1 protein-coding gene is annotated in these 1,236 nt (G+C 47.4%); it reads left to right on the plus strand.

The window, feature by feature from the left end:
* Positions 1-1,236: glucose-6-phosphate isomerase (locus FD27_RS07440; RefSeq protein ID WP_057752112.1), on the plus strand; the 1,236-nt coding region annotated here is incomplete at its 5' end.

Below are 1,236 nucleotides of genomic sequence, written 5' to 3' on the forward strand. Positions count from 1 at the left end.
GCTGACTTCCGTGACTGGCTCCACTTGCCATCTGATTATGATAAGGAAGAATTTGCCCGGATCAAGGCGGCTGCCAAGAAGATCCAATCTGACTCTGATATTTTAGTTGTCATCGGTATTGGGGGCTCTTACTTAGGTGCCCGGATGGCGGTCGACTTCCTGCACAACACGTTCTACCAGGCTCAAAAGGCATCAGACCGGAAGTACCCATTGGTTCTCTTTGCTGGGAACTCTTTAAGCTCCACTTACGTTCACGATCTGATTCAATTGATCGGGGACAAGGACTTCTCTGTCAACGTGGTATCGAAGTCAGGGACAACGACGGAACCATCAATTGCTTTCCGGATTTTCAAGAATCTTTTGATTAAGAAGTATGGCGAAGCCGAAGCTAACAAGCGGATTTACGCGACGACTGATAAGGCTAAGGGTGCTTTGAAGACCGAAGCTGACGCTCACGGTTACGAAAGTTTTGTTATCCAGGATGGCATTGGTGGCCGTTACTCCGTTCTGTCACCAGTTGGTCTGTTGCCAATTGCCGTTTCTGGTGGAGACATCGATAAATTGATGGCGGGTGCTGCTCAAGCTGAACATGACTACACGGATCCAAAGCTTGAGAACAACGAAGCTTACCAATACGCTGCTTACCGGAACATCTTGTACCGGAAGGGCTTTGAAACTGAATTGTTGGAAAACTACGAACCAAACATGACGATGTTTGCGGAATGGTGGAAGCAATTGGCTGGTGAATCTGAAGGTAAGGATCACAAAGGGATCTACCCATCCAGCGCTAACTTCACCACTGACTTGCACTCCCTTGGCCAATACATTCAAGAAGGTCGGCGTTTCCTGATGGAAACGGTTGTTAAGTTGGACAAGCCAAACTATGACATGGAAATTCCAAGTGAACCTGACAACCTGGATGGCTTAGGCTACTTGGAAGGTAAGACGATGGACTTCGCTAATACCAAGGCTTACCAAGCCGTCGTCGCTGCCCACACTGCTGGTGGTGTTCCAGTAATGACGGTTCACATTCCAGAAGAAGACGAATTCACTCTGGGTTACTTGATTTACTTCTTTGAAGTGGCGATGGCCATTTCTGGTTATCTGAACGGGATTAACCCATTCAACCAGCCAGGGGTTGAAGCTTACAAGGTAAACATGTTTGGCCTGTTAGGCAAGCCTGGTTACGAAGAAGTTGGCGATAAGCTGCGTAAGGAAATGGAAGAAAATAAGTAA

This window comes from Limosilactobacillus frumenti DSM 13145 (genome assembly GCF_001436045.1).
Classification (GTDB): domain Bacteria; phylum Bacillota; class Bacilli; order Lactobacillales; family Lactobacillaceae; genus Limosilactobacillus; species Limosilactobacillus frumenti.